We start from the raw sequence: 20,770 nt of genomic DNA, 5'->3' as shown, positions 1-20,770 counted from the left end.
CGCGGGCAGCGTGGGATACTGCCGCCATGGAAGCGAAGGTATTTGGCCCACTCTTCTCGCGCGTTGGAATCCTTCCGGCGGTCGCCGCACAGGATGCCGCGGTCTTGTCGGCATGGGCTGACGCTGCGCTCGATGCCGGTGTGCCAGCGCTCGAACTCTTCTTGCGCGGCGAGGGGGCCGAGGCTGCGGTGACCGCCGCGATCGCCTCCCTACGCTCCAGTCACCCAACCCTCGCAGTTGGCGCGGGTAGCGTGTACGACGCCGCGACGGCGCAGCGCATGATCGATGCCGGCGCACGATTCCTCGTCTCGCCAATCACCGACCCCGCAACGGGCGCCGCTGCCTCCGCCGCCGGGGTCGATTGGCTCCCCGGTGCCTTCACGCCAACGGAGATCAGCCTCGCCGAACGATCTGGCGCAACCTACGTGAAGCTCTTCCCCGCGGCGGCGATCAACGCTCCAGCATTTATTCGTGCAGCGTTGGCACCGAGCCCAACCAGCAAGATCGTGCCAACGAACGTAGGGCTCGACGAGATTGCCGCACTGGTGGCCGCTGGTGCCGCTGGGTTTGGCGTTGGGCCGCGACTCCTTGACGGCGCAGACCCGTGGAGCGCAGCGGCGATTGCCGCTCAGCTGCGGGCCGCTCGCGCGGCCGCCGGGCACCCCGCGTGACCGTCGACAACAGCGCCCTCCCAATCTACGACCGTAACGACGGAGAGCTTCCCGCAAGTGTCGACCTCGTCGTTATTGGCGCAGGCGTTGCGGGTGCCGCGACCGCGTACTTTGCCGCACGCGCCGGACTCAAGGTGTTGGTGATTGAGCGTCGCAGCAGCATCGCATCGCTCACGACCGCCGCATCAACGGGTGCGTTTCGCTTGCAGCACGACAACGCCGATGAGCTTGCACTCGTACAAGAGGGCTTGGCTCTCTATCTGAACTTTGCCGAAGAGTCGGGGCTCACGGGATGGAACCTCGACATTCGTCAGCAGGGGTATCTCTTCTGCAGCCGCACCGAGGCAAGTGCTGCGAAGGGGCGAGAACTCGTTGCTCTGCAACGAACGTTCGGGCTCACCGATGTGGAGCTGTTGAGCGGTGACGAGGCGCGTGCTCGCTGGTCGTACCTCTCTCCAAAGATTCGACAGGTGCGCTTCCGCGCCGGCGACGGCTTCATTGATCAGGTGGCACTCACCCACGGATATGCGGCCGCGTCGTCACACGCGGCGCACATCAGTGGCGCCAGTGGTTCTGGCCATGCCACCTATGCACTGGAGACAACCGTCACCGGATTCGTGCGGGATGCGAGCGGCGTCGTTACGGGGGTAACAACAAATCGTGGTGTGGTGCATGCGCCGCAAACGGTGATCGCCGCCGGCCCGTGGAGTGGCGTCGTCGCCAAGCTCGCCGCTCTCGATCTGCCGATCGCGCCAACGATTCGCCAGAAGCTGGTCATGCCAAACCTGCCGGTGATCGATCAGTCGGGGCCGATGACGATCGATGATGAGACGGGATCACACTGGCGACCGGCCCTCGCGGGGGCATTCGCGTTGCGCACCGACCCGACAACGCCCGTCGGTGAGCCGCTCCTCGAGGTGCCAACCGACGAGGCGATGGCTCACGCACTTCTCGATCCAGCATCACCAACATCGCTCGCCCTGCTGGCGCCCTTCTGGCGCGATGTCTGGCGCGACGGTCCGCCGGCGTGGCGCCTTCAGGCGGGACAATATGAATACACCCCAGATCATCGACCCTTCCTTGGGCCAACCGATCAGGCGGGGCTCTTCGTGAACACGGGCTACTCGGGTCACGGGGTCATGTGTAGCGCTGGCGGGGCCCGCCGCACTGTTGACCTGCTGCTAGGGCGCGCCGCAGCAGCCGAAGAGCCGCTCCGTGTGGGCCGACCGATGGCCTCGCGATCACGCGACGTTCTTTGATCGCCTACACAGGCTCTGGTAGGCTGCACCCATGACAAATAGCGCACTGCTCTTGACTCCAGTCTTCGGTGCTCTCTTTGTGCTCTTTGGGGCCCTTATTGGGGGCATTAGCAACCTACTCGGGCTGCTTATTCAGCCCCGGCAGGGCTGAGGAGACCAGAGGCGCGGAGATACCGCCCGAAGGAAACTTCAGAGCCCCGCCAAAGAGGCGGGGTTTTTTATTAACGAAGTGAAGGGGGATCGATGACACAGGCAGGTCACGTACCAGGCGCAGGAACTCCGGCCGCGAGTGCTGCAGAGCGCGCGCGACGTGACATGTTGCGCGATGCCCGCATCACCGCTCGCGACGGCGTACGCCCACGCATCGGCGCCGACGCACTCTGCGAGGCGATCCTGCTGCAGGGGAGCGACACCATCTGGGGCTATCCCGGTGGCGTGATCCTGCCGCTCTATGACGTGCTCGTTGACCACCCCGAGCTGCGCCACATCTTGGTCCGTCACGAGCAGGCGGCCTCGCACGCTGCTGATGGCTACGCACGCGCCTCTGGCAACGTTGGAGTTTGCCTGGGCACCTCCGGCCCTGGTGCCACCAACCTCGTCACCGGCATCGGCACCGCAATGCTCGACTCCGTGCCCCTTGTGGTGATCACGGGGAACGTTCCGAACGCCCTCATCGGCAAGGACGCCTTCCAAGAGATTGACATCACCGGCATCACGCTGCCAATGACGAAGCACAACTATCTGGTGCGCAGCGCCGATGAGATTCCGCACGTGATTGCTGAGGCATTCCACCTTGCGCGCAGCGGGCGACCTGGGCCGGTGCACGTTGACATCACCAAAGATGCGCTGATGGGCCAGACCACAGCGATGCATCCTTCGGCCGCAGAGGTTGAGGCGGGGCTCCCTGGCTATAAGCCGAAGCTCGATGGCCATCCACGTCAGATCAAGCTGCTCGCCGAGGCGATCGCTGGTGCAAAGCGTCCGGTCATCCTTGCAGGGCACGGTGTGCTGATCGCTCGTGCAGAGCGCGAGCTGCTCGAGTTGGCGCGCGCGGCGCAGATTCCAATCACCTGGACACTGCTCGGCATCGGCGTCATTGATGAAACCGACCCGCTCGCTTACGGCTACATGGGGATGCACGGCTGGAAGCATGTGAACCGTGCGATCCAGTCGGCTGATCTTCTGATCGGCATCGGCATGCGCTTCGATGACCGCGTGACGGGGAACGTGCGCACCTATGCGCCGAAGGCGAAGATCGTGCACATCGATATTGATCCGGCGGAGATCGGCAAGAACGTCGTCGCCGATCTGCCAATCGTGGGCGATGCCAAGCACGTGCTCGACGCGCTCCTTCCACTCATCACCAAGGTGGATCCAACCACTCGAGTCGACTACTTTGCCGAACTTGCAACGTGGCGCACCGAGAGCGAAGCCTCTTCGTGGCACGGCTCCGGCGGCTTCCGTGACGGGGTGCTCTCAGCCGACTTCGTTGTTGAGCGCGTTGCAGCAGGCTCAAACTTCGATGCCAACCTCACCGCCGACGTGGGCCAGAACCAGATGTGGGTCGCTCGCTACGGCGGGTTCCGCCGTGCCAACTCGCACCTCTCGTCGGGCGGACTCGGCACCATGGGCTTCGCCCTCCCCGCGGCAATGGGTGCGGCCGTTGCGGTACCAGGCAAGGTCTCGTGGGCAATCGCTGGCGATGGCGGGTTCCAGATGACCCTGCAGGAGTTGGCAACCATCGTGCAAGAGCGCATCCCCGTAAAGATCGCGCTGATGGACAACAAGAAGCTCGGCATGATTCGCCAGTGGCAAGAGATCGTGTATGGCGGGAACTACCACTCAGAGGAGTTAGCGGGACCGGATTATCTGAAGCTCTGTGAGGCGTACGGCCTCCCTGCGTGGAAGGTCGCTAAGCCCGAAGAGGTTGATGCTGCGGTTACCGCAGCGCTTGCCGCTGATGGCCCAGCGCTGATCTGGTTTGAGATTGCAGAGCGACAGAACGTCTACCCGATGATGCCGGCCGGTAAGGGGCTCTCCGACCTGATCGATAAGTGGGGCGATGACGGCGAAGACGCGACGGACGGGGCCAGCGACCCGCGTGTGGACCCCACAGATCCGCAGAGCAGAGGCGCGAGGTGAGCGCTGGCTCAACGGCGCGGTCTCTTCCAGGCTCAGGTGAGGAGCGTCGCCACCTGATCGTGGCGATCGTCAACAACAAGCCGGGTGTGCTGAATCGCGTGGCGAGCCTGATGCGCGCGCGTAACTTCAACATTGAGTCGCTCGCCGTCTCGGTGACGGAGCGCAGCGACACGTCGCGCATGACCCTCACGATCGTCGGCGATGAGGTGCACGTGGAGCAGGCGGCGAAGCAGCTCTACAAGCTAATCGATGTGCTGAAGGTGCAAGATGTGACCGACGAGTCGATCGTTGAGCACGAATTCGCCCTGATCAAGGTGCGCGCAACCAAGCGAACGCGCCCCGAGATCGTGAGCGTGGCGGAGATGCATCGCTCCAAGGTGGTCGACCTTGGTGATGAGGCGGTGATCGTCGAGGCGGTTGGGGAGCCAACCGAGATCGACACGTTGGTCGAGCTCCTTCGGGAGTTCGGAATCAAGGAGCTGGTGCGAACCGGCTCAGTAGTGATGTCCCGCGGCAGCGGGTCAATTGAGGAGCAGGTGAAGCGATGAGCGTAAAGATGTACTACAGCGCCGAGGCGCCAATCGAGGCCCTGAAGGGCCAGATCATCGCCGTGATCGGGTACGGCAGCCAGGGGCACGCCCACGCTCGCAACCTGAAGGAGTCGGGGCTCACCGTGATCATCGGTCTCAAGGAAGGCTCGAAGAGCCGCGCCGTTGCCGCCGCTGACGACTTTGAGGTCTTCACCGCCGCCGAGGCGACAAAGCGCGCCGACGTGGTGATGATCGCCGCGCCAGACACGGCGCAGAAGGCGCTCTACGACACCGAAATCGCAGGCAATCTGAAGAAGGGTGCGCTCCTCCTCTTCGCACACGGCTTCAACATTCATTTCGGTCGCATTAAGCCAGCCGAAGGAACTGACGTTGGCATGATCGCGCCGAAGGGGCCAGGCCACCTCGTGCGCTCCGTCTACGTCTCCGGCGGCGGTGTGCCCGCGCTCTTCGCCGTTGGGCAAGAGGCGAGCGGCACCGCACGTGCCCGTGTCATGGCGTACGCCAACGGACTCGGCTGCACGCGCGCAGGAATCATGGAGACGACCTTCAAGGATGAGACCGAGAGCGATCTCTTCGGCGAACAGGCGGTGCTCTGCGGCGGTACCGCGCAGCTCGTGAAGAGTGCGTGGGAGACGCTGGTCGAGGCTGGCTACGATCCAGAGCTCGCCTACTTCGAGACGATGCATGAGTTGAAGCTCATCGTTGACCTGATGTATCGCGGCGGACTCGACTTCATGCGCTTCTCCGTCTCTGACACCGCCGAGTGGGGTGACTACACGTCGGGCCCACGCATCATTGATGCGTCGGTGAAGGCGCGCATGAAGGAGGTGCTCACCGAGATTCAGGACGGCACCTTTGCGAAGAAGTGGATCGCAGAAGATGAGGCGGGTCGCCCAGAGTACAAGCGCCTGCGCGCTGCGAACTCGGGCCACCCAATTGAGAAGGTCGGCAAGGCGCTACGCCATCAGATGACCTTCTTGAATCCGGTCGAGGTCGACATGGATGGCGCCCAGGGCGCCGCGGAGAAGGGCGCTGGCAAGTGAACGGGGCGCCGGGCCCTGGCGTCGCCGCTGGCGCCGTTCGCATCTTTGACACGACCCTGCGCGATGGGGAGCAGGCGCCAGGCGCCGGCCTCACCGTTGCCGAGAAGCTCGAGGTTGCTCGGCAACTCGCCAAGCTGAAGGTTGACGTTATTGAGGCGGGCTTCCCCGCAGCCTCTGAGGGCGACTTTGAGGCGGTACGACAGATCGCCCTCACCACGAAGGGGATCGGCATTGCGGCGCTCGCGCGCTGCAAAGATGGCGATCCACAGCGTGCCATCGACGCGATCAAGGTCTCGGATCGACCGCACCTGCATCTCTTTATCGCCACCTCCGACATTCACCTCACCCACAAGCTGCGCACCACGCGCGAGGCGGCACTAGCCGAGGCGGTGAAGTGGGTGAAGTACGCACGCGAGAAGCTCGGTCGCGATGCTGAGGTGGAGTTCTCCGCCGAAGATGCGAGCCGCACCGATCACGACTACCTGTTGCAGGTGTACGAGGCCGTGGTCGAGGCGGGCGCCTCAACGGTCAACATCCCCGACACCGTTGGCTATGCCATTCCGTCGGAGTACGCCGCGCTCACGAAGTTGGTGGTGGATCGCGTTGGACGCGACGCCACGATCAGCGTCCACTGCCATAACGACCTCGGCCTTGCGACCGCCAATACCTTGGCGGCGGTGCAGGCTGGTGCTCGTCAGGTAGAGGTAACGATCAACGGACTCGGCGAGCGCGCCGGCAACGCCTCACTCGAAGAGGTCGTAATGGCGCTGCGCACCCGACCAGGGCAGTTCGAGTCACACGACATTCAGGTGCAGACAGAGCAGTTGACGTCGGCGAGCCGACTCGTCTCGTATCTGACCGGATTCGCCGTGCAGCCGAACAAGGCGATCGTCGGTGCGAATGCCTTCGCCCACGAGTCGGGGATTCATCAGGACGGTGTGCTGAAGAATCCGTTGACCTACGAGATCATGACGCCGCAGTCGGTTGGTCTGCTCGGTTCAAGCCTCACCATCGGCAAGCTTTCGGGTCGCCGTGGCCTGCAGGCAAAGTTTGCCGAGCTCGGTCACGACCTCAGCGGAGAGGCGCTCGATGCCCTCTACCGCGAGGCGATCGCCCTCGCCGATGTGAAGAAGGAGCTGACCGACGCCGACCTCCTCGCGCTCGTCGACAAGCGTGCCGCCACCGGTAGCGCCGCAACGATTGAGCTCTTGGACTGGAGCGTTGCCAGCTCACGCGGCGGCGGCTCATCGGGTCGCGTCGAGATTCGCGTGAACGGGGTCGAGGCCTCGGCCGAGTCCACCGGCAACGGCCCGGTCGATGCGCTCTACGAGGCGCTTGATAAGGCGGTGGAGCCAACGCTCGGCTGGCATCCGATCCTCGCCGAGTACGAGATTCGCGCGGTCAGCGAGGGGGAGGATGCCCAGGGTCAGGTGACGGCGAAGTGTCGCCGCTCCACCGATCTTGACGCAGAGGGGAAGCCACTTCCGAACGTGCCGATCGTCACGGGGCAGGGCCTCTCCACGAACATCATCGATGCGTCACTCGTCGCCTACGTCTCTGCAGCGAACAAGCTCGCTGCGCTTGAGTCCGGGTCGGCAAGCGCGCCAACGAAGGGATCGCGCGAGGCGATGCAGTGAGCGAGACTCTAACGGCACCACTCTTCTCGGCGCTGCGCGACGGTGCGGCCGATCACCTGATCGTCACCATTCCAGGGGATGGAGTTGGCCCTGATGTGGTCGCAGCGACGCGGCGCGTGCTCGATGCGGCGGGATCGAAGTTTGGCTTCAAGCTCGCCTGGCGCGAGATCTTGGCCGGTGGCTGCGCCATCGACGCGTACGGCGTTGCCGTTCGCGAAGAGGATCTGCTGGTTGCCGATACAGCCGACGCGCTGCTGCTTGGCGCCGTTGGTGGTCCGAAGTGGGATAACCCGAACGGCACCGTTCGACCAGAGCAGGCACTCTTCGCCTTTCGCACCCGCTACGAACTCTTCGCCAACCTTCGCCCCGTCACGATCTACCCAGAGCTCGCCGACGCCTCGCCACTGAAGCCTGAGCGCCTAAAGGGCGTCGACATGTTGATGGTGCGCGAGCTCACCGGCGGTCTCTACTTCGGCAAGCCGTCGGGTGAAGAGGTGACGCCAACAGGTCGCCGCGCCGTCGACACGCTGCCGTATCACGAAGATGAGATTCACCGTGTCGCCGTGATCGCGTTTGAGTTGGCGCGCACGCGACGAAAGTCCGTTACGTCAGTCGACAAGGCGAACGTCCTCTCCACCAGCCGACTCTGGCGCAAGGTCGTTACCGAGGTTGGCGCCGACTACCCCGACGTGAAGTTAGAGCATCGCCTCGTCGACTCCACCGCGATGCTGCTCGCGACCTGGCCAGCCACCTTCGATGTGGTCGTCACCGAGAATCTCTTCGGCGACATCCTCTCTGATGAGGCCGCCGTGCTGGCCGGTTCACTCGGCATGCTCCCCTCCGCCTCACTCGGTGCGCGTCGCACGGCGCACGGCACCTTCGGCCTCTACGAGCCGATCCACGGCTCCGCCCCCGACATTGCAGGAAAGAACCTGGCGAACCCGATCGGCACGATCCTCTCGGGGGCGATGATGCTCCGCGAGTCGCTCGGTCGCGCCGATGCCGCCGCCGCCGTTGAGCAGGCGGTGGCCAACACGATTCGTGCGGGGGTGCGCACCGCCGACCTTGCCCCAGGGCTTGATGCCGCTGGTGCCCGCGCCGCTGGCTTCACCCTTGCAGGCACCCGCGAGGCGACCGACGCCATCGTTGAGCAGCTGCTGAGCCTTAAGTGACCACCAGCGCCAGCGCCGCCGATCGGGAGCCGGTCCTCCTCTACGACACGACCCTTCGCGACGGGGCACAGCGCGAGGGGCTAATCCTTTCGCTGCAAGACAAGCTGCGCATCGCACGTGCGCTCGATGAGTTCGGCATGCTGGCGATCGAAGGCGGATGGCCAGGCTCCAATCCGAAGGACATTGAGTTCTTCGCCGCAGCGAAGAAGATTCGCTGGGAGCGCGCAAGGCTCGCCGCCTTCGGCAGCACACGTCATAAGTCGAATAAGCCTGGTGATGACGTCAACCTGAATGCACTCCTTGATGCCGAGACGCCGATCGTCACGATCTTCGGCAAGAGTTGGACCCTGCACGTTGAGGCGGTCCTTGAGGCGTCGCGCGCCGAGAACCTTGCGATGATCTCGGAGAGCGTCGCCTACATCGCCGAACGCGGACGCGAGATGGTCTACGACGCCGAGCACTTCTTCGACGGCTTTGAGGCGGATCGTGACTACGCGCTCGATACGCTGCGCGCCGCACGTGACGCTGGGGCATCGACCCTCGTTCTCTGCGATACCAATGGCGGCACCCTCACCGGTCGGATGTCTGAGATCGTGAAGGATGCGCGCGCGACCCTCGCCGCCGACGCGGCGGCGAAAGAGATCGTTTGGGGGATCCACACACATAACGATGCCGAGCTCGCAGTGGCGAATGCGCTTGCGGCGGTTGATGCTGGCGTACGTCACGTGCAGGCGACGATCAATGGTTACGGCGAGCGAGCCGGCAATGCGAACATGGTGTCGCTGCTCGCCAACCTTGCCCTAAAGACGCAGCACACCGTTGCCGGTGCCGATCGCCTCGCCGACCTCTCGCACCTCTCGCATGAGGTGGCGGAGATTGCCAACCTCGCCCCCGACGATCACCAGCCGTACGTTGGCCGCTCGGCCTTTGCTCACAAGGGTGGCGTGCACGGCGCGGCGCAGGTGAAGACGCCGCGGGCCTATCAACACATTGATCCAGCCCTGGTCGGCAACCGCGGGCGCCTCGTCGTCTCGGAGCTAGGCGGCAAGGCGAACACAGGGAGCCGCGCCGCTGAACTTGGCGTTGAGCTCGCAAATTCCGGCCTCGACTCGAAGACCCTCTCGACCCTCGTCAAGGAGATGGAGGCAGCCGGCGCAAGCTACGAGGGCGCCGAGGCTTCGTTCCAACTGCTCGTAGAGCGCCATCGACCAACGTACGTCGCCCCATTCACCATCGTAGATTTCACCGTGATCGTGGAGCAGCGTGAAGGTGCTCCAGGTCGTGCCGAGGCCACCGTGCGCGTCGAGGTTGCTGGGGAGCGCCTCCACACCGCCGCCGACGGCAACGGCCCAGTGAACGCCCTTGACCGTGCGCTGCGCAAGGCGCTCGGTGCGTTCTATCCGCAGCTCGACGCGGTACACCTCGTTGACTACAAGGTGCGCATCCTCGACGGCTCATCGGCGACTGGGGCGAAGACGCGCGTCGTCATTGACTCTGTCGCTGATGGGGAGACCTGGTCGACGATGGGCGTCGGCGAGAACATCATCTCGGCATCGGCGGCGGCTCTTGCCGACTCTCTCGAGTACGCGCTGCGCCTCCAGGGCGGTGAGATTACTCGCCGCACCGAGCGAGACGCCACCAACGGTCGTTCGGCATGAGCGAGGCGATCGCCTACGCCGGAGAGCCTGGCGCCTTCGCCGAGGATGCACTCCTCTCCTATTTCGGTGCTGCGGCCGCATCGCTGAGCGTCACCTCATTTGGTGACGTACGCGCAGCCGTCCTTGATGGGCGCGCGATCTACGGCGTTCTGCCGATTGAGAATCTGATCAACGGCACCGTGCGCGAGACGCTCGATCTCCTTCGCGACGGCGCACTCGAGATCGTTGGCGAAGTGGTGGTGCCCGTCTCGCTCGTACTCGCCGCCCTTCCTGGCGTGACGCTCGAGCAGGTGGAGCGCGTCTACAGTCACGCGCAGGCGCTCGCGCAGGCGGAGGAGTATCTCCGCAGTCGACCCTGGGCACTCCTCACCACCTACAACACGGCAGGGGCCGGAGCGATGATTCGCGAGCGCGGTGAGCGCGATGCCGCCGCCGTCCTCTCGTCACGCGCCGCAGTGATCCACGGCCTCAACCCACTCACCGGCCCAATCGAAGGGGTGCAGGGGAATCGCACGCGCTTCTGGATCGTGCAGCGCGCGGGTGGACCTGCACGGCACGCCGAGGCTGGCCCAGCACGCACCACCCTCCTGGTCGGCCTGCGCAACGAGCCGGGCACCCTGCTCGCCGCACTAGCGGTGATTGCGAAGGCGGGCGTCAACATCAGCAAGTTGGAGTCACGCCCAAATCGGGTCGGGGAGTGGGAGTACATCTTCTGGTTCGACCTCGACGGCGCAGCCGGCTCTCCCGAGATTCTCGGCGTGATGCAGGGGCTCGCCGACGTGACGTTGGAGCGGCGCATCCTCGGCAGCTACCCACGAGGCGAGGCGCTTTAATCACGCCGCCGCGCGCGCCGCTAGACTCGCCCCATATGGAGCCACAGAAGATCCTCGTCGCAGGCGCATGGGAGAGCTCGCCGAACCTTGTCGAGATTCGGTCGCCCTTCGACGGCCATCTGGTCGGCACGACCTACCTCGCCACACCGGAGCAGGTCGAGCGCGCCGCTGCGGGGAGCGTCACCGGCTTTGCCGCCATGCGCAAGCTCGGCGCATGGGAGCGTGGCGCGATCTTGCGCACCACCGCAGCAAAGATCACCGAGCGTCGCGAAGAGCTGGCAGCACTCCTCTCCGCCGAGGCGGGGAAGCCGATCCGCGATGCACGTGCAGAGATCGATCGTGGCGCGCTGACCTTTAGGCTCGCCGCTGAAGAGGCGGAGCGGATGATCGGCGAGACGATCCCGCTTGACCTAGCACCTGCGAGCAAGGGTCGCCTCGGCATCACGCAGCGGTTCCCTGTTGGCCCAGTGCTCGGGATCAGCCCATTCAACTTCCCACTGAACCTCGCCGCCCATAAGGTTGCACCCGCCATCGCGGTTGGCTGCAGCATGGTGCTGAAGCCGCCGAGCGCAGACCCGCTGATCATGCTGAAGGTCGCGGAGATCCTCGTCGACGCTGGCCTCCCAGCTGGCGGGCTCAGCGTGATCCCAACCTCGCGCCCCGATGCGGATCGCTTGATTGAAGACGAGCGCTTCAAGGTGCTCTCGTTCACTGGATCACCGACTGTTGGTTGGTCGCTGAAGGGGCGTGTCGGCAAGAAGCGCGTCATCCTCGAGCTCGGTGGCAATGCCGCCTGCATCGTTGACGCCACCGCAGATCTCTCGTGGGCGGTGAAGCGATCGCTCGTCGGCTCGTTCGCCTACGCCGGCCAGGTGTGCATCAGCGTGCAGCGCATCTTTGTGCACGAGTTTGTGGCTGACGCCTTTGAGGAGCAGTTCGCCGCCGGTGCTGCGAAGCTCGTGCTCGGTGACCCGGCGAGCGAGAGGACCGACCTCGGACCGCTCATTGATGATGGTGCCGCGGCGCGCACCGCAGAGTGGGTGAACGAGGCGATCGCCGCTGGCGCGACGCTGATTGCAGGTGGCGCAGCGGTGAACGCGGCAAGCCCGCGACTCTTCGCCCCAACGATCTTGAGGAACGTGCCGCGCGACGCGCGCATCTGCAGCGAAGAGGCCTTTGCCCCCGTGGTGATCATCGAACGCTTCAGCGACTTCTCAGCGGCCATTGCCGCGGTGAACGAGAGCCGCTTCGGACTGCAGTGCGGACTCTTCTCAAATGACCTGGCGCATGTACGCGCCGCATTCGACCATCTGGAGGTTGGCGGTGTCATCGTGAATGATGTGCCGACCTATCGCATTGACAACATGCCGTACGGCGGCGTGAAGGATTCCGGTCTTGGTCGAGAGGGTGTGCGCTGGTCGATGGATGAGATGACCGAGATCAAGCTGCTCGTTCTCGCCGACCCGCAGTAGCGGGGCTACCCGCCGAGTTCGTCGCCCCCTGGCGTTGAGATGCGGGCGAGTGCCTCACGTACCGCTCGTCGAGCGCGCTTGGCGCGCCGCTTCACCTGATCAATCTCATGTGCGGCGAGCCGAATCAGGTCGCTATGTTCGCCCTCCACAAGAATCTCGTGGTCGCGCAGGCCCTCGATGGGCGCCTGAACCTCGGGCTCTGACTTCGGCGCCGGGGGTGGAGTTGCGGCGCGGCGCTCCGAGCGGAGTGGGGCAGCGGCTCGGCCGAGGAGTGCGGCAATCGCTCGCACCGCCTCTGGCGGCGCAGGCGTCTCCGTCGTCAAGAGTCGCGGGTCGGCGGTCGACTCCCCAGATGTGGGCTTGCGTTCGGTCACGCGCTTCCTCCCCGTCGCACTTGTGCCAGTTGGCCGCTCTATTCTCGCCGAAAGCGCATCGGCGGGGGTGCCGCCGCTCGTGAGCACAGCTAGCGCGGCGACTGGATCGTGCAGCAACTCGCCCTTCGCCAGCGTGGCAAGATCGCCCCACGGCTCGCTCGGCGTTGAGTGATGCTGCGCAATCCCCCAGAAGACGACGCGACCGAACGCAGGGAGCCGCACCGTAAGTCCGCTGCGCGCCAGTGAGGCGGTGCTGACCAGGAGACTACGGTTGGTGATCGCATCGCGCAGCTCGACCACATCACCAGCGCTCGCCGAAACACCGAGTCGATCGGCAATCGCGCTGGCCGGGAGCGGGCTCGCAGCTGCCCCGCCAAGTGAGCTCGACGGGGAGACCGCCGGTGCGGCGTGCTGGATGGTGAGCTCTGCCCCCGTATCGCTGTTGAGGGCGATCACCAGCGTGCGAGCACTCCCGGCCGCGTTGCTAAAGGCGTACGCACTTTCACGCACCGCCTTGCTGTCGCTCTTCGCATTGAACCAGCGGAAGTCCGCGACGCCGGCGAAGAGGTGCCGTGCCCGAAGGAGTGGGGCGATCTCGCGGTCATAGCGTTCAACGTGGTCGGTGCTGATCGGGTCGCTGGTGCGTGGCGCACGGTACTCCATGCCGTAACGCTCACGCTGCCCCTCCCACTGCCCGTGACCGAGCATCGGCACGCCGGGGAGCGTCGCCGACAGCGTTGCTGCCAAGAGAGCGCGGTCGCCAATCCCGAACCCCACAGCGGCCGGCTCTTCGTCGGGGGTGGTGAGGAAGTTGACGTAGCGGCGCAGCAGCTCAGGGTCGTACGCGGTGGTGTCACGCAGGATCGTGCGGTACTCGCTGTTCTTGCCGTCGCGCAGCATCGCCATAAAGGCGGAGTTGTAGACGCGGTGCATGCCGAGCCCACGCACGAAGTAGCCCTCGAGGAGCCAGAAGGCCTCGGCGAGGAGCATCGTGCCGGGTAGCTCGCGTTCGACGCGCTCCACCACCTCGCGCCAGAACTCTCGTGGGAGTCGTTTGGCGAACTCCCGGTCGGTCATCGCAAACTCGCTGCGCGATGGGATCGCCGCAGCCGTGCCGCGCGCCGGATACCAGAGACGCCGGATATGTTGCGCGGCAAGGGTCATCGCCGCATCGAAGCGAATGATGTCGGAGCGCCGAGCAACGGAGAGGATCTCTTGGATCACCGCCTCACGCGCCTCCGGATTGAGGTAGTCGATTTGGGCGGTGTCCTTCCACGGCATGTTCGTGCCGTCATTACCGTGATAGATGTACTGCAACGAATCTGTAGCGCGGCGCTCGAAGGTGACGGCGGCATCATCACCGCGCTCGTATCCGTCTTCAATACGGATGGCGCTGCCTGGCTCGCCTGAGAGATTCTCGCCGCTGTAGCGATATTTTGGGAAGGGCGGATGTGCGGAGGAGAGGAGCAGCTCAGAGCGCTCGTTGACCCAGCGGCCGTCGATGGCGACATGGTTCGGCACCATGTCGCTCACGATGCGAATGCCAACGGCGCCGGCCCTGGTGCGCAGCGTCGCGAGTGCTGCATCGCCGCCCAACCCCTCATCAACGACGTATTCGGCAACGGCGTAGGCGGAGCCCTCAGCATCAAGATCTCCAGCGCCGACCTTCATCGCACGGGAGGCGGCACTGCGACGCCAGATGCCGATCGGCCAGAGTGCGCTCACGCCGCGCTGCGCTAGAAGTTGCAACTCTTTGTCAGGGATCTCGTCGAGGCGACGGATCGGCGCGCCGTAGCGCTGGGAGAGTTGCGCGAGCCAGACGAGGAGGTGTTTCGCCTGAATGACCACCTCGCCCATCCAGGGGGCATCGCTCCCGTAGCGTGGCGGCTCAGGGGTGCCGAGGGCCGGCTCCTCCCCGCGAATCATCGCAATGCCTCAGGTTTGTGACCGCTCATCCGTGGAGGATAGGGGTGCGGGGTGGGTGATAGGCTGCAACGATGCCTGTTGAGACCGTTGCACGCTCCCTCTCGTTCATCAACTGGGTGGTGGTGAGCGGCCTTGCGGTCGGCAGCTTGGCCGCCATTCTCCTGCTGACCCACCGCTCGGAGTCAACGCGGGGCTACCGCGGGTTTACCGTCTTCGCCGCTGGTGGCTGGGCCTACCTCGCCTGGCTGGCCGACGGAGCGCTTCCGGTCCCCTCTGCCGATGCGCCCATCCAGGCCGCCACCCCCGAGATCGATGCGCTGCGCCGACTCCTACTGGTGGCGGTTGCGTCGCTCTCCACGCTCTGGACGCTGCGCATCGCGCGTGGCAGCGACGGACGGCACGTCGGTTTAGTCACCGTCCTCACTGCGGTTGCCGCACTGCTTGTTGCTGCAGTTGGCTGGGCTCCGACACCACTCGTTGCGGTGGCGCTCGCCCTGCAGCTCTTGATCCTCGCGGCTGTTACCGGCGGCTCATTTGCGGCGATGATCCTTGCTCACTGGTATCTCGTCACACCGAAACTTCCGGAAGCGCCGCTCTTGCTGCTGAGCCGCACGCTCGGCATCGGCATTGGCGTGCAGCTTGCCCTCTTTCTCATCTGGCAACTCTTCGGCCTCGGTGGCCTCGGCGCCGGGTGGGACTTCTTCGCCATCTTGCGACTCGTGATCGGCCTGGTGTTTCCGGCACTACTCACCTACGCCGGATGGCGCACCGCAAAGGCTCGCTCCATGGAATCGGCAACCGGGCTGCTCTACATCGGTCTCGGCGCCGTCACCACGGGAACGATCCTTGCCGCAGGCCTCTTCTTCGGCGCGGGGATCCTCGTCTAGCGCTTCGACTCCGGCGAGTTGGCGCGGAGCGCGGCGACACAACGCTCAATGCGCAGCAGCTCGCTGACGCTCCATGCCTGCGCAAAACAGGCGACGGGGGTGAATGGTGCATCACCCGTTGCGTTCTCTGAGATCGTGCCAAGCCCCGCCTCACGCAGATGTGTGCGATACGGCGTCAGCGCCTCAGTCACGAGCGCCAGTGCAGCTGCGCGACTCGACGAATTCGTGAGGTCGTGCACGGCGAAGGCGCTGTCGGCCCACGGCCCAATCAGCCAGAGCCAGCCGAGCCCTTGGTGATAGGCACCATCGCGCGACTTCCGATCGCCGTCGTAGTCGCCGCGATAGGCGGAATCACTCGGCGCCAGCGAGCGAATGCAAATCGGAGCGCGCAGTTCGGCATCGGCTGCGGCGAAGGCGCGCTGCGCCTCGGCGGCCGGGATGAGATCCCCACCAAGACCGAGGGCGATAAACTGATTCGGTCGCAGTGCAAGGTCATCACCCTCAGGTCCGTCGACCACATCGGCAAGCCACGGCACCTCGGTGCGAATAAACCGTGCACGGAAGCTCGTACGTACGCGATCGCCGAACTGATCCAGATCGGCAGCAATTCGGGCAGCATCCGGAATTCCGTCACTGATCGCTGTATCTCGGAGCCAGGCGCTGACGCTTCGGAGCGCGCGGTACCAGAGCGCCGAGATCTCGATCGGCTTGCCGCGTCGCGGGGTCACCACCCAATCGTCGAGCTTTGCATCCATCCAGGTGAGCTGGCGCCCCTCTGCCGATCCGACGATGAGTCCGTCGCTATCGGCGCCGATCCCAAAGTCGGTGCCGTCGCGGTAGGCGGCGATGATGCTCAGCAGTGCTGGCAGTAGTTCCGCACCAAGCGCGTGATCGCCCGTCGCCGCTACGTGTGCACGTGCCGCCTCGATGTACCAGAGCGGTGCATCAATGGTGTGGTACTCGGGCATCTCATTGACGCGATCGGGGAAGTTGTTCGGCAGCAGCCCCCGGCGCACCCACGGGGCAAAGGAGCGCAGCACCGTGGCACCAATCTCTGGTCGGCCCGTTGCCAAGGTCAAACCGCGCAGGGCGATCGCCGTGTCGCGCCCCCAGTCGTTGAACCAGGGGTAGCCGGCGATCACCGACCAGCCGAGTGGCGCCGCAGGATCCGCTGGTCCGGGCGTGGCGGGAATGCGTCGACGCACGAGAAAGTCATCTGCGGCGAGGACCAGCGCCTGCAGCTCGCCGCTCGCAGCGATCGCGGCATCGGCGCCATCGCCTACTGACTGCGCCCGTGCGAGTAGGTCGCGATCGCGCGCCTCGCACTCCGCAAGCAGCGACGCGCCACCACCGCTCACCATTGCGGCGAGGAGCTCGGCTGGCGGCCGACCGACCCCACCACCCTCGGTAGCAACCAGCAGATGTGCAGTGTTGCCGGGCTCAAGGCGCACGTTCCAGCGCAGCGGAATGGCGTAGTCCGATCGATCGGCCTCGACTCGTGCCGCGTCGTGCCGATGGAAGAGCCCACGAATCACCCCAGCGTCGGGGGAGAGTGTGCCGCCGTCACAGCGGACCTGCACCTCGGGCCACGCGGAGCCCATTCGCCACGAACCCTGCTGCGCACTCTCTCCTACGTTGGATTCCGCGCACATTAGGTCGCCAATGAGGGCGTCATGGTGATCGTGTGCCGTGGCGGTCAGGCGCACCAGTAGATTGACGCCCGCCGTTGCCGCAGCATCGAGACTCAGGGTCAGCAATACGGCATTCGCGCCGTGGATTGCCGACTGTCGCTCAATGAGTTGCCCAACTGGCAGCCCCCAAGCTTTGGTGACACCGCCAACGCCAACCGAAACCTGGTGCAGTGGTGCGCCGAGCTGTGGCGAGAAGCGACCCGGATCCATCTCAAAGCTAAAGAGTGGCAACCAGTCGCCATCGGCGCGCACCCAGAGCATTGGAGGGCCGGCAAGCACGGTGCGAGCGACGGGCGGCTGCAGCGCCGCAACGAGGAGACCGTGATAGCGGCGCCCCGGTGCACCGAGGGGGGAGAGAGCGGTATAGCCGCCGAGCCCGTTGCCAATCAGCAGCTCGCGATCCTGGGCGCGATCAAGATCGGCGAGATCTGTTGCGGAGAGGGTGGTGCTCATCGCGCTCGCGCGCTCCGGGGGTTAGGAGATCTTCTTGATGGTGTAGTTGATCTCGTTGCCGTTCGGCAGGGTGACAACGACCTTGTCGTTGACCTTGCGTCCGATCAGCGCCTTGCCGAGTGGGCTCTCGTTGGAGATCTTCGGCGGATCGCCGCTTGGGTCTGCCTCGGTGGATCCAACGATCAGGTAGTCGTGGCTCTTGCGCTCCGCGGTCACGGTGACGGTGGAGCCGAGGGCAACCTCGTCGGTGCTGGCATGCTCATCAATGATCTCAGCGTTGCGCAGCTTCTCTTCGATCTCCAAGACCTTCCCTTCGATGAACGACTGCTCATTCCGGGCGATCTCGTAGTCGGCGTTTTCGCGCAGGTCGCCCAACTCTTTCGCCGCCTTGATGCGCGCGATCACCGCTGGGCGCTGCGAATGGATCAGGTCATGCAGCTCGGCCTCGAGCACAGCCTTCCCTGATTCCGTGAGGTAGACGGGTCCAACCATGCGGGGGAGTCTAGCCGTTCGCCGCCTGCGTGGCACCCTCGAGGCGCAGTGCGAGGGCCAGGAGCGTCGCGAGCACGAGCATGGCCACCTGCGGGGCCAAAGACCCCCCAGCCAAGATCAGAATCACGGAGAGCCCCAGGCTCACGAGGATCTGGGCACGTGGGGTCCGACCCCCACCGACGGCTCGCACCACGATCGCTCCGATGAGGAGGAGGTCGAGCGCTCCGAGGGCGATGGTCGCAAACGCGGCATAGGCCACGATCCGGTCGTAGCCCCCCTCGGCTGGGAGCGCACCGCCCAGGAGGCCATAGGTCAGCGCCCCAGAGGCGATGAGGCCAACACCGCGAACGAACTCAGCGGTCGCCAAGGCGGCGTAGGTCACCAGTACCGATCCTCTCAACATGAAACGGAGGGTAGCGTGAACGCGACAGAGGCGACGCCGAGGGCGCATACTAAGCCCATGAGCACATCAACACAACGAAAAGCAACCGGCTCGCCACTAAAGCTTGATGTTGTTATCGCCTCGCTCCTTCTGAACGGTGGCATCCTCCTTGCCCTGGTGACCTGGACCACGGCTAATCGGCCAGATTTTTTCTCCGGGATCAGTAATGAGCAGCTGCGCGCCGCCTTATCAATACTGGCTGTAGGTGCCCCAGTCGCGATTGCCGCCGCCGCTGCTGGCCGGCTGAGCGCGCGTCTCCCCGTAGACCTTGGTACTGGAACAATCCTCGCGCTGATCGCGGCGCTCAGCACGGTGTTCACTGCAGCGGCAGTGCTGCACTCAGTGCTGCCGTGGGACTTAAGCCTCCCTGGGCGCCTGCTCCATACGCTGATTAACGGCGTCACTATATTCCTGATGGCGCGTATCCTCGCTCGTCGCGCGCGACGGCTCCCTGACTGGATCAGCATTACGGGAGCGATCTTTGCTGTTGGGCTACTCCCTCTCGGTGTGCTCTCTCTCATCCTTGAACCGTTTGCGGTGTGGGCTATTCCCCAAGGCGCACCTGTGCCCCAAGGCGTACAAGGCGTAAGTCCTCTAACTGTCGTGATTGCAGCACTCTACCTAGCAGCGCTTCTACCGGCGCTCTTCTTTGGGCGATCCCTTCTGCAAGCTGAATCGGCGCAATATCGCCCCGTCGAGCGCCGCTTTGTTGAGGTCTTCGCAGCCTTCGGTGTTGGTTCGCTCGCCGCCGTATTCGTGCCGATCGCAACGACTCGCCTCTACGACACGCTGCAGGTCTGCACACCGGATTATGCCTGCGCTCGGCCGCCAGCAGAGTGGATCATTGTTGGCCTCCTCGCTGGCGCTACCGCCTGGCGGCTTATTCGCGGAGCCCAACGTGCCAAGCAGCCGCTCCTTTGGATCGGTGCGCTCCCCCCCGTGGTTACGACCGCAATTGCGATCAACTGGTATCTCCCCGCAGAACTCGGTGGACTCCCGCTCGCGGGAGCGCTGATCTCGATCGGCGGGCTGCTCCTCTTGCGACGCGCTACGATGGCAACAGCGCCGCGCCCGCGGCGAGCATCGAGAGGGAGGTAGTACCCATGAGCGACGCCAAGAAGATCACCCTGTACGGCGCGGCCTGGTGCAGCGACTGCACGCGTTCCAAGGGCTACCTCGACGCACACCAGGTTCCCTATACCTACGTTGATGTGGATGCCGATGCGGCCGCCAAGGAGATGATCGAGACGCTGACCGGCGCGAAGTCGATCCCCGTGATCATCTTTGAGGATGGCTCGTACCTGATTGAGCCCTCCAATGCGGAGCTCGGCGCTAAGGCGGGAGTCCCGCAGAGCTAGCGCGCGGCGAGCGGTAGCTCGTCGAGGCTCGCCAACACTACGTCGGCAATTTCTGCAGCGCCTGTTGATGACGGTGCGCCAGGGAGCGGCACGACGGCGACACTCATCCCCGCCGCCTTACCGGCGCGCGCGCCAGCCAGCGAATCTTCAATGGCGAGTGAGCGCTCCGGCGCAATGTTGATGCGACGACACGCCTCGAGGTAGACGTCGGGGAGTGGCTTGCCGCCGGCGACTTCGTCACAGCTCACGTAGGTGTGCACGACGTCGGCGAGGCCGAGGAGTTCGATCAGCGTGGCGATGATGCTGCGCGGGCTCCCCGACGCAATGGCAACGGGGCCACGCGCTGCGGCGCGGCGAACGGCGGCAACACCGGCGGGAATCACCTGCACACGCCCAGAGCGATAAAGCCCCTCGAGGTGGTTGATCGTGCGCGTTGCAACCTCGTTGGCATCTGGGTGGCCAAGGATCTCGGCCATGGCGCTACCCCACTGTTGGGTGTTCGCTCCGTAGAAGCGGTGGAAGTCCTCTTCGACCAGGCGACCGCCAACTTCGGCGGCAATGGCGAAGCGTGCCTCGGCCCAGAGCGGCTCGGTATCGCAGAGCACGCCATCCAAATCGAAGACGACCCCATCGGGGTTCAACACGTACGGCGGAAGGGTCTGATCTGCAGGCATAGGCGCAAGGGTAGCGGGGCGCGTACCCTACGCGC

At 64.9% G+C, this 20,770-nt stretch carries 18 protein-coding genes; 13 read left to right on the top strand and 5 right to left on the bottom strand.

What is annotated here, in order from left to right:
* The first annotated feature begins 26 nt into the window (after positions 1-26).
* From AC3LB0_RS05485 to AC3LB0_RS05440, 10 genes are all read left to right on the top strand, one after another.
* Entirely contained in the window at positions 27-671 is a 645-nt protein-coding gene (locus tag AC3LB0_RS05485; RefSeq protein ID WP_488650157.1) for a bifunctional 4-hydroxy-2-oxoglutarate aldolase/2-dehydro-3-deoxy-phosphogluconate aldolase, read from the top strand.
* On the top strand, positions 668-1,930 hold the full coding sequence (locus AC3LB0_RS05480; RefSeq protein WP_488650156.1) for an NAD(P)/FAD-dependent oxidoreductase: 1,263 nt from the start codon (positions 668-670) through the stop codon (positions 1,928-1,930). Before AC3LB0_RS05485 ends, AC3LB0_RS05480 begins: the two co-directional genes overlap by 4 nt.
* A gap of 315 nt (positions 1,931-2,245) precedes the next feature.
* Positions 2,246-4,072, top strand: coding sequence for a biosynthetic-type acetolactate synthase large subunit (ilvB, locus tag AC3LB0_RS05475; protein ID WP_488650209.1), 1,827 nt, complete (start codon positions 2,246-2,248; stop codon positions 4,070-4,072).
* Positions 4,069-4,620: an acetolactate synthase small subunit gene (gene ilvN / locus AC3LB0_RS05470; protein ID WP_488650155.1), complete on the top strand. Its 552-nt coding sequence runs from the start codon at positions 4,069-4,071 to the stop codon at positions 4,618-4,620. Before ilvB ends, ilvN begins: the two co-directional genes overlap by 4 nt.
* Positions 4,617-5,666, top strand: a complete 1,050-nt coding sequence (gene ilvC, locus AC3LB0_RS05465; RefSeq protein WP_488650154.1) for a ketol-acid reductoisomerase — start codon at positions 4,617-4,619, stop codon at positions 5,664-5,666. Before ilvN ends, ilvC begins: the two co-directional genes overlap by 4 nt.
* Complete coding sequence (locus tag AC3LB0_RS05460; RefSeq protein WP_488650153.1) at positions 5,663-7,303, top strand: 2-isopropylmalate synthase; 1,641 nt, start codon at positions 5,663-5,665, stop codon at positions 7,301-7,303. Before ilvC ends, AC3LB0_RS05460 begins: the two co-directional genes overlap by 4 nt.
* Positions 7,304-7,335: 32 nt before the next feature.
* A complete protein-coding gene (leuB, locus tag AC3LB0_RS05455) occupies positions 7,336-8,475 on the top strand; it encodes a 3-isopropylmalate dehydrogenase (protein WP_488650208.1) in 1,140 nt (379 codons plus the stop codon).
* A complete protein-coding gene (cimA, locus tag AC3LB0_RS05450) occupies positions 8,472-10,133 on the top strand; it encodes a citramalate synthase (RefSeq protein WP_488650152.1) in 1,662 nt (553 codons plus the stop codon). The genes leuB and cimA overlap by 4 nt, the downstream gene beginning before the upstream one ends.
* Positions 10,130-10,966 (top strand): prephenate dehydratase, encoded by an 837-nt coding sequence (locus AC3LB0_RS05445; protein WP_488650151.1) that lies wholly within the window; start codon positions 10,130-10,132, stop codon positions 10,964-10,966. The genes cimA and AC3LB0_RS05445 overlap by 4 nt, the downstream gene beginning before the upstream one ends.
* Before the next feature lie 35 nt (positions 10,967-11,001).
* Positions 11,002-12,438, top strand: coding sequence for an aldehyde dehydrogenase family protein (locus AC3LB0_RS05440; RefSeq protein ID WP_488650150.1), 1,437 nt, complete (start codon positions 11,002-11,004; stop codon positions 12,436-12,438).
* Positions 12,439-12,443: 5 nt separating this feature from the next.
* Here the strand turns inward: AC3LB0_RS05440 and AC3LB0_RS05435 are convergent, their stop codons facing one another.
* Positions 12,444-14,738, bottom strand: coding sequence for an alpha-amylase family protein (locus tag AC3LB0_RS05435; protein WP_488650149.1), 2,295 nt, complete (start codon positions 14,736-14,738; stop codon positions 12,444-12,446).
* Between the two features lie 71 nt (positions 14,739-14,809).
* Between AC3LB0_RS05435 and AC3LB0_RS05430 the strand changes: the two genes are divergently transcribed.
* Positions 14,810-15,625 carry a hypothetical protein gene (locus AC3LB0_RS05430; RefSeq protein WP_488650148.1) on the top strand — a complete coding sequence of 272 codons (816 nt, stop codon included), beginning with the start codon at positions 14,810-14,812 and terminating at the stop codon, positions 15,623-15,625.
* On the opposite strand, the gene AC3LB0_RS05425 is transcribed toward AC3LB0_RS05430, so the two are convergent.
* Genes AC3LB0_RS05425 through AC3LB0_RS05415 form a run of 3 tightly spaced genes read right to left on the bottom strand, consistent with a single transcriptional unit; the run spans position 15,622 to position 18,664 of the window.
* A complete protein-coding gene (locus AC3LB0_RS05425; protein WP_488650147.1) occupies positions 15,622-17,769 on the bottom strand; it encodes an amylo-alpha-1,6-glucosidase in 2,148 nt (715 codons plus the stop codon). The genes AC3LB0_RS05430 and AC3LB0_RS05425 overlap by 4 nt on opposite strands.
* Positions 17,770-17,790: 21 nt before the next feature.
* Positions 17,791-18,261, bottom strand: coding sequence for a transcription elongation factor GreA (greA, locus tag AC3LB0_RS05420; RefSeq protein WP_488650146.1), 471 nt, complete (start codon positions 18,259-18,261; stop codon positions 17,791-17,793).
* Between the two features lie 10 nt (positions 18,262-18,271).
* Positions 18,272-18,664 (bottom strand): hypothetical protein, encoded by a 393-nt coding sequence (locus AC3LB0_RS05415; RefSeq protein WP_488650145.1) that lies wholly within the window; start codon positions 18,662-18,664, stop codon positions 18,272-18,274.
* Positions 18,665-18,721: 57 nt separating this feature from the next.
* Between AC3LB0_RS05415 and AC3LB0_RS05410 the strand changes: the two genes are divergently transcribed.
* A complete protein-coding gene (locus AC3LB0_RS05410) occupies positions 18,722-19,801 on the top strand; it encodes a hypothetical protein (RefSeq protein ID WP_488650144.1) in 1,080 nt (359 codons plus the stop codon).
* A gap of 5 nt (positions 19,802-19,806) precedes the next feature.
* Positions 19,807-20,061, top strand: coding sequence for a glutaredoxin family protein (locus AC3LB0_RS05405; protein WP_488648460.1), 255 nt, complete (start codon positions 19,807-19,809; stop codon positions 20,059-20,061).
* Here AC3LB0_RS05405 and AC3LB0_RS05400 read toward each other — a convergent pair.
* The gene (locus tag AC3LB0_RS05400) at positions 20,058-20,735 is read right to left on the bottom strand and encodes an HAD family hydrolase (protein ID WP_488650143.1); all 678 of its coding nucleotides are present in this window, start codon (positions 20,733-20,735) and stop codon (positions 20,058-20,060) included. The genes AC3LB0_RS05405 and AC3LB0_RS05400 overlap by 4 nt on opposite strands.
* Positions 20,736-20,770: the final 35 nt, after the last annotated feature.

Source organism: Candidatus Limnocylindrus sp. (assembly GCF_040397235.1).
Taxonomy (GTDB): domain Bacteria; phylum Chloroflexota; class Limnocylindria; order Limnocylindrales; family Limnocylindraceae; genus Limnocylindrus.
The sequence above is the reverse complement of the archived record's forward strand: the minus strand, read 5'-3'. Positions and strand labels throughout refer to the sequence as shown.